General features: G+C 69.7%; 10 protein-coding genes and 1 pseudogene. 9 read left to right on the top strand and 2 right to left on the bottom strand.

The annotated features are described in order from the left end of the window. From IE258_RS40225 to IE258_RS40200, 6 genes and pseudogenes are all read left to right on the top strand, one after another. A pseudogene (locus tag IE258_RS40225) lies at positions 1–532 on the top strand (hypothetical protein); the annotation flags it as partial. A gap of 11 nt (positions 533–543) precedes the next feature. Then, entirely contained in the window at positions 544–756 is a 213-nt protein-coding gene (locus IE258_RS41855; RefSeq protein WP_189750744.1) for a hypothetical protein, read from the top strand. A gap of 21 nt (positions 757–777) precedes the next feature. Next, entirely contained in the window at positions 778–1,050 is a 273-nt protein-coding gene (locus tag IE258_RS40215; RefSeq protein WP_189750743.1) for a hypothetical protein, read from the top strand. After that, positions 1,047–1,832 (top strand): DciA family protein, encoded by a 786-nt coding sequence (locus IE258_RS40210; protein WP_189750742.1) that lies wholly within the window; start codon positions 1,047–1,049, stop codon positions 1,830–1,832. The genes IE258_RS40215 and IE258_RS40210 overlap by 4 nt, the downstream gene beginning before the upstream one ends. A 72-nt stretch (positions 1,833–1,904) precedes the next feature. Next, positions 1,905–2,057: a hypothetical protein gene (locus IE258_RS40205; protein WP_189750741.1), complete on the top strand. Its 153-nt coding sequence runs from the start codon at positions 1,905–1,907 to the stop codon at positions 2,055–2,057. Next, the gene (locus IE258_RS40200) at positions 2,054–2,206 is read left to right on the top strand and encodes a hypothetical protein (RefSeq protein ID WP_189750740.1); all 153 of its coding nucleotides are present in this window, start codon (positions 2,054–2,056) and stop codon (positions 2,204–2,206) included. The genes IE258_RS40205 and IE258_RS40200 overlap by 4 nt, the downstream gene beginning before the upstream one ends. A 91-nt stretch (positions 2,207–2,297) precedes the next feature. Here the strand turns inward: IE258_RS40200 and IE258_RS40195 are convergent, their stop codons facing one another. After that, positions 2,298–3,218 (bottom strand): hypothetical protein, encoded by a 921-nt coding sequence (locus tag IE258_RS40195; RefSeq protein WP_189750739.1) that lies wholly within the window; start codon positions 3,216–3,218, stop codon positions 2,298–2,300. Further along, positions 3,215–4,360 carry a ParA family protein gene (locus IE258_RS40190; protein WP_189750738.1) on the bottom strand — a complete coding sequence of 382 codons (1,146 nt, stop codon included), beginning with the start codon at positions 4,358–4,360 and terminating at the stop codon, positions 3,215–3,217. Before IE258_RS40190 ends, IE258_RS40195 begins: the two co-directional genes overlap by 4 nt. An 807-nt stretch (positions 4,361–5,167) precedes the next feature. On the opposite strand from IE258_RS40190, the gene IE258_RS40185 reads away from it, so the two are divergent. From IE258_RS40185 to IE258_RS40175, 3 genes are all read left to right on the top strand, one after another. Next, positions 5,168–5,413, top strand: coding sequence for a hypothetical protein (locus IE258_RS40185; protein ID WP_189750737.1), 246 nt, complete (start codon positions 5,168–5,170; stop codon positions 5,411–5,413). Positions 5,414–5,635: 222 nt separating this feature from the next. Then, a complete protein-coding gene (locus tag IE258_RS40180) occupies positions 5,636–6,175 on the top strand; it encodes a hypothetical protein (protein ID WP_189750736.1) in 540 nt (179 codons plus the stop codon). Positions 6,176–6,308: 133 nt separating this feature from the next. Further along, positions 6,309–6,557: a helix-turn-helix domain-containing protein gene (locus tag IE258_RS40175; RefSeq protein WP_189750735.1), complete on the top strand. Its 249-nt coding sequence runs from the start codon at positions 6,309–6,311 to the stop codon at positions 6,555–6,557. The last annotated feature ends 66 nt before the right edge of the window (positions 6,558–6,623 follow it).

Genomic DNA, 6,623 nt, shown 5'->3' with positions numbered 1-6,623 from the left:
CGCCGATGCCGGATGGACTGCCCTCGAGGTGCAGGCTGCTGCTGAGCTGTTCATCGCCGAGCGGGAGCCCCGTCGGCCGTCTGCGGTCCTCGCATGGCGGCTGCGCGGCGCCCACACCCTGTTCAACACCCCCGAGCGGCGTCAGGTGGCCGTGGAGCAGTGGCAGGACTCCCGCCTCGCCGAGAAGGCCCGCCGCAACGAACCCGCCCTCATCCCCGCCCGGCAGGGGCCCCGCAGCGCCGCCGCACGCCGGGAGTGGGACCAGGCGTTCGCCGCCCTGCGTGAGCAGCTCACCCCCGCCGCCGAGACCACCGACGTCGACCTGATGCCGACGGCCCTCGAGGACTTGTCCCGCGAGGAGATCATCGCGGCCCGCCTGGACGGCATGCGGGACCCGGAAGTCGTCCTCTCCGCGATCAGCTTGCTGGGCGAGCGCGACGCCCGCCGCCTCTACACCAGCCGCCTGGTCGACCAGGCGCTCGCCCTCCACACGATCAACGCCCGCAACACCGTCCTGACGCCCGCCTTCTGAGGAGACCCGCCATGACCACGCCTGCTGAGGAACTCCGCGACGCGGTGTTCGCCCTCAACAACTCCGACGACTCCGGGCCCGCCTGGAACCTCGACGAAACCCTCCGCAAGCCCCTCGCCGCCTGGCTCGCCCAGACCGCCGACCTCTCCGACGCGCTGCCCGCCATCACCGCCACCAACAAGGCCCTCGACGTCGCCCGCGCCATCAACGGCAACAACCAGTAACCGCACCCCGAAGGAGCAGCCATGACCACCGCCCAGCTCACCCCCGCCGAGGAGATCCGCGCCGCAGCCGACATGCTCCGCAACGCCATCTACCCCGGCGCTTTCTTCGCCGACCGCACCGTCGCCGCCCTCGTCCGCGCCCACGACCCCGTCGCCACCTGGCTCGAGCGGCACGCCGGCATCGCCGAGGAGCTCCAGCAGTACCTCGGTGAGGAGTTCCAGGAAGGCGCTCTCGACCACGACACCCACGACGCCCTCGCCGTCGCCCGCGCCATGAACCAGGAGGAAGCATGACCGACACCCCGCAGCTGTCCGGCGCCGACCTCGCCCGCATGGCGCTCGAGAACGCCCGCCGCGCCGCCAAGACCGCCCCCACCACCGGGCCCACCCGCACCCGGCCCAAGCGCACCCGCCGCGGAGACGGCCGCGACCCCGTCACCCTCGCCACCGCCATCACCGCCCTCGGCGCAGACATACCCCTCCGCGACGGCCTCGCCGGCGGCAGCATCCTCGACCAGTGGCCCCAGCTGTGCCCCCAGTACGCCGACCGCGTCCAGCCCGTCCACTTCGACGAAACCCTCGGCCGGCTCGACCTCCGACCCGGCAGCCACGCCTACGCCGCCCAGCTCCAGCTCCTCGGCGGGCAGCTCGCCAAGCAGATCAACGACAAGCTCGGCTGTGCTGTGGTTCGTTCGATCCGGGTCCTGCCCGTCGGCCGCATCGACAGCCGTCCCGCCGCCGTGGGCGACACTTCGGCAGCTGCTCCGGAAGCGCCGGTGAAGACCCGCGAGACTGCGCACCCGGGCTACCAGCGGGCCCGATCCCTCCTCCTCGAGCACCGCCGCGAACAGCCCACCACCAACCCGTACCTGGCCGAAGCCCGCGCCCGGCAGGAGGCCGCGCTCCTTGCCAACCGACTGCCGGAGACAGAACACCGGGACGGCGTGTGGGAGACCGACCGGCTCCTCGAGGACCGCGTCGACCCCGCCGAGCAGATCCGCCGCGCCGCCATCGCCCGCGCCCGGCAGGAGAAGGCCGGCGGCGACATCCCCCGCCGTCTCTTCGGCGCAGCCTGACCAGGGGGGAACACCGGGGTGGTTCCTGAGGCACGGTTTACCGCGGTAAACCCAGCACGAACGGAGCCGCCCATGGCCCTCACCCAAACCCTCGCCTGGCACGCCCACCAGGAAGCCATTGAGCGCGCCTGGCTCGACCAGTGGGCACGGCTCCACACCCCCCAGGACACCGAACCCGCACCCGCCGCCACGCCGGCCCTCGCCACCGCAGGAACCCACCGATGACCGCCACCATCACCCCGCCACGAGCGTCCTACCCGCGCCCCCAGCTCGTCCACGACCACCGCGCGCTGTTCGTCGAGCCGGTCTACGAAGGCGGCCTCGTCTACGCCGAACCTGCCGACGACGAGGACCCCGACGACGATGGCGAGTAGGTGGTGACCAAATGGTCACCACCTTAGGGTCAGACAGACGACAAGGTGGTGACCAAATGGTCACCACCTCAAGACGTCGCCCACCAGAGCGTCAGCCTAGATTCCCGGACAGCTCCTCCAGCAGCTCACGCACCGCGGACTCCAACTGCTCCGCCTCACGACGAGCACGCGCAGGATCCCTCTCCGCCAGCGCACGGATCCTCTCCACCGCCCGCAGCGACTCACTCACCTGAGTCGCCGTGGGCGCCTTTTTTTCTGTCTCCGTGACCGCCGGCAGCTCCTTCGGCGGGGCGAAGCCCAGGAAGTTAGCCGCCTCTCGCAGCGCCGTGTCGGTGACGTTGCCGTGCCGGGACGCCTCCAGCCACGTCTGCCGCACCGCCTCCACGCCGTGCGTGTCGAGGATGGGCACCAGCACCCGCAGAGGCCGCTCCTTCAACTCCTGCGTCGTGATGTCCTCGAGGGCCTGCGCCACACCCAGCACCCGGATGATGTTGTTCGCCTGGTGCTTCTTGATGTTGAAGCGGGCCTCAGTCAGCTCCCCGAACGTGTTGAACCCGGCCGTCTTGTGGAGCTCCTCATCCTTCACCGCCCGCAGCCGCAACCCCAGCCCGATGAGCCGCTGCTGCTCCGCCCGCTCGTGGTTGGCGCGGGCCGCGTACTGCACGGCGTGGATACCGCGGGAGTAGAACTCCAGCCGCTCACCGGGGTCGCTGCTGTCGGGTTCGGTGAACTCCGGCATCGGCAGGTACCCGGCGGCCGCCACCCGCGCGCTCACCGCCGGCTCCACCACCGGCGCCGCAGCCGGGGCCGGGGCCTGCTGGGCGGGCAGCACCGCAGGCGCCACAGTCGACACCGGCACAGCCGCAGGTGGGGCCTGAGCAGCCTGCTGCTGTTCGCGCAGACGCCGCTGGTTCTCCTCCCACTCCCGCAACTGATCCTCACGCGACGCATCCCCGCCACCGCCACCGCCGACGACCGGGATGACCGGCGGCACCTTCTTCCTCGAGCTCACGCCGCCAGCTCCTTCGCCAGCGCCCGCATCACCTCGGCCTGCTGCGACTCCGGCGCATGCTCCAGCAGCGGCACCTGATAGTCGGAAGCCTCACGGCCCTCGATGGCGTCCTTCAACGTCGCCAGCACACCCGGCGTCGTCAGCTCGTTCCAGCCGTCGTAGAAGGAGCGGGTGACCACACCCTTACGGGAGTCGTAGGCGTTCACCACAAACCCCAGCTGGTCCACCACCGCGCCGGTCATCCGGCAGTGCGTCATGATCTGCTCGTTCAGCATCTCGTAGGCGTCGAACGACGACCGGTCCGACCACACCGGCATCAGGATCCCGGAGTGGTCGATGAGCTCACCCGGCCGGCGCTGCACGTAGTTGATGGCGAGGTCTATGGCCAGCCCCAGGTTCGGCGGCCCGTCCAGCACGATCACGTCGTAGGAGTCCTCGAGCGGTCCGAGCGCGCGGGCCAGGCAGGTGTCCCGGCCGACCTGCAACAGGGCCAGCTTGGCGTCCATGAGGAACGCGTCCTTGGATGCGGGCAGCACGTGCAGGCGTCCGCCGAACCGCTCGTGGGGCAGCGCGACCAGCGAGCGCGCCAGGTGCTTGTCGGCCTCGCCGAGCATGTGCTTCAGCAGGCTGTCCGCGCCGTCGGGCAGGCCGGGGATCTGAAGGCGGCTGGTGAGGTGGCCCTGCGGGTCGAAGTCGACGAGCAGCACCCGCAGGCCGGCCTCGGCCATCGCCTGCGCCAGACCGGACGCGACGAACGTCTTGCCGACACCGCCCTTCTGATTGCCGACGAGGATCCGCTTCACCGGCTGGGAGACACGCCGCTCGGTGGGGGAGGGGTGGGCGTCCAGCCACAGGGTGATGGCCTGCGCCATGCCCTGCACCTTGGTGATGCCGCGCGTCTCGCACTCCTGGGTGAAGCGGGCCGGGCCGCCGGCGGGCAGGTACACGCCCCAGGACTTGGCGCCGCGGGTCTCCACCTCGGGCACGTTGGGGGTCTCGAGCCAGAGGCTGATGGCGGAGGTCGCAGCGTCCTGCATGTTGAGTCCGTGCTCGGCGGCCCGGATGCGGAGGTCTCTGCGGAGCTCCGGCGTCAGGTTGACGAGCAACTTTTCGCGCGCTTCTTCTGCGCCTGGTGTGGTCATGGCGAGCAAATTACCAGGCGATCTTTCCGGGGCTGGTTTCGGCGCCCTCACGAAGTGCCTAGTTCACGCGAACGCAGGACCCTGGCCGCGTTGACCTTTAGTCAAATGCGCAGCTTGCCGGGGTTTCTGCGTCACCCACACGAGTGATCCGTATGATCAGCGGTTCCCTCTACACGGACTGTCGTCTTGGGTGGGGCGTGCCGCCGGAATCTGGGGCCGGCGGCCGCAGGCCGGGCAAGCGCGCGGGTGGTTCGCAGCACACCCACGCCGCCGCCCGGCCCTCGCGTCCCCGAGGGGGAAGCGAGGGCTGCCGCGTGGCGACTTCGCTGGCTAGACTGGCGTCCATCTCTTCGGGTCTGTACCCGTGAGGTCTCGGCCCCTTCCCGGCCCGGTGGTGTGTTGTCGGCAAACTCCGCACCCCCGTGGACTCCGGGCGGGGGCATTTCCATGCGCACGCCAACTCTCCAGCATGCACCCGCAGTTGATACCTGGCCCACACAACGTAATGCACTGGCCAAATGTGTCTCGAATCCACGTCAATAGCGGTGAAAACACCAGCAAGCCTTACCCCCAGCCACGTGAAAGTGTCACAGTGGCAATCCGCACACGGACTGGCAGCCGGCGTGCGGACCCACACGCCAGCAGCCGACAGCCGGCATGTGGCCCTCCCAGAATCTGCCGGAGGAGCGGAGACGCCCCATGTCCGCAGAGCCTGCCCACCCCGGGCCCGACCCCCGCCGGCCGGCGGGGGTCATCACATTTCCCATGGCGAGCCGTCCCCCACGCCACCAGCGTCAGGAGACACGCGTGCCCGCCGACCCATTGACTCCCGAAGAGCGGCTCGCAGCATCGGTCGAGGAGAAGTTCAGGCAGCACGGCCGCACCCTCACCGACGAGACCACCGCGGAGATCTTCACCCTCACCCTGGGCATCGCCCGCGACATGCTCGAAGGCGCCCGCGTCGGTGAAGTCATCAACGACGGGCAGCACCGCGAGCTGGACGCCCTCTACCTCGGGATGCTCGCCGCACCCAGCATTCTCGGCGGGGAGTAATTTGCCGGGGATTCACCCCACCCGTCCACCCCATATCACCGGCCACGAACACCGCGCGTTGATCAACTAGCACGGAACGTTCAACTTCGCTCTGCCATATGCCACGATGGGGCGTCCGGACAATCCCGGAGCAACCACTTCCGGCCACCGGCGTGCGCCCCACCGTGCAAACGGCAACCCGAGCGCCCCCGGAGGCCGGTACAAGGGGACGGGGACAATCACGTGGGCCAAGACACCGCCACCGCAGCAGCCAAAGCCCTCCGCCTGCTCAACAGCGTCGATCTCAGGCAGCAGCCCGCACGAGGCCCCCAGGAACGCCGCGCCGCCTCCACCACCCCCGGCACCCCCCTCAACCTCGGCATCGTCGACTACCTCGCCCGCACCGTCGCCGAAGTCGCCGACCACGCCCGCCAGGTCCAGCCCGACGCCGGCCCCATGCCCCAGCACCTCGAGGGCATCTACGACTGGTACCTGGAGCACACCGGCAGCGCCGACGAAGCCGAAGCGCTCTACCGGGACCTGCTGATCGAACGTCACCGCCTGGAGCACGCCGTCCGCCTGGGCGAAACCGACGTCGTCCGTAAGGAGTTCTGTCCCCGCTGCGGAACGCTGGGATTGATGTGGGAGATGCGGGGTAACCGTGCGCGATGCACGAACCGCCGGTGCCGGACCCCAGACGGCATGACGTCCTCCTGGACCCTCGCGCGTCTCGCCGCGCAGAAGATCCAGCGGACGGAAATCTGGCGGCGCAACGCAACCTGACCGCCCCTAGGGTTGTCTACACATCAACAGCACCACAAGAACACATCGTCCCCACAACCGGACCCGCGTGGTCCGGTGCCCGTATCGGCCGGTCGGAGCTGCGAACGACGGCCGTCGATAAGGGAGGCCAACCATGGCCGCAACGCAACTCAGCCCGTTCACCGACGCCATACCCGACCCCGTCACCTTCGAGGAAGCCTCAGCCCTGTTCGACCCCACTGGGCACCCCGCGTCGCCAACCACGCTGCGCCGCTGGGTGAAGGAAGACAAGCTGACCACGGAGAAGGTCGGCCGGAAGGTGTACGTGTCGTGGAGTGATCTGCTCGAGGCGCACCTCAAGCGGACGGCGGCCAGGCTGAGAGCGTCGTCAAACTGGCCCTGACCGGCCCGGCGGTACTGGTAGCCCCGGCTCCTCTCTTCGGAGGGGACCGGGGCTTTCTCATGCCCG

The organism is Streptomyces tendae (assembly GCF_014650435.1).
Taxonomy (GTDB): domain Bacteria; phylum Actinomycetota; class Actinomycetes; order Streptomycetales; family Streptomycetaceae; genus Streptomyces; species Streptomyces tendae.
This window is presented reverse-complemented; position numbering and strand designations above follow the sequence as displayed.

Bases quoted from the DNA above. Each gene is read 5' to 3' on its own strand.
- IE258_RS41855 (WP_189750744.1), top strand. From the start codon at position 544: ATGACCACGCCTGCTGAGGAACTCCGCGACGCGGTGTTCGCCCTCAAC.
- IE258_RS40215 (WP_189750743.1), top strand. From the start codon at position 778: ATGACCACCGCCCAGCTCACCCCCGCCGAGGAGATCCGCGCCGCAGCC.
- IE258_RS40210 (WP_189750742.1), top strand. From the start codon at position 1,047: ATGACCGACACCCCGCAGCTGTCCGGCGCCGACCTCGCCCGCATGGCG.
- IE258_RS40205 (WP_189750741.1), top strand. From the start codon at position 1,905: ATGGCCCTCACCCAAACCCTCGCCTGGCACGCCCACCAGGAAGCCATT.
- IE258_RS40200 (WP_189750740.1), top strand. From the start codon at position 2,054: ATGACCGCCACCATCACCCCGCCACGAGCGTCCTACCCGCGCCCCCAG.
- IE258_RS40190 (WP_189750738.1), bottom strand. From the start codon at position 4,360: ATGACCACACCAGGCGCAGAAGAAGCGCGCGAAAAGTTGCTCGTCAAC.
- IE258_RS40175 (WP_189750735.1), top strand. From the start codon at position 6,309: ATGGCCGCAACGCAACTCAGCCCGTTCACCGACGCCATACCCGACCCC.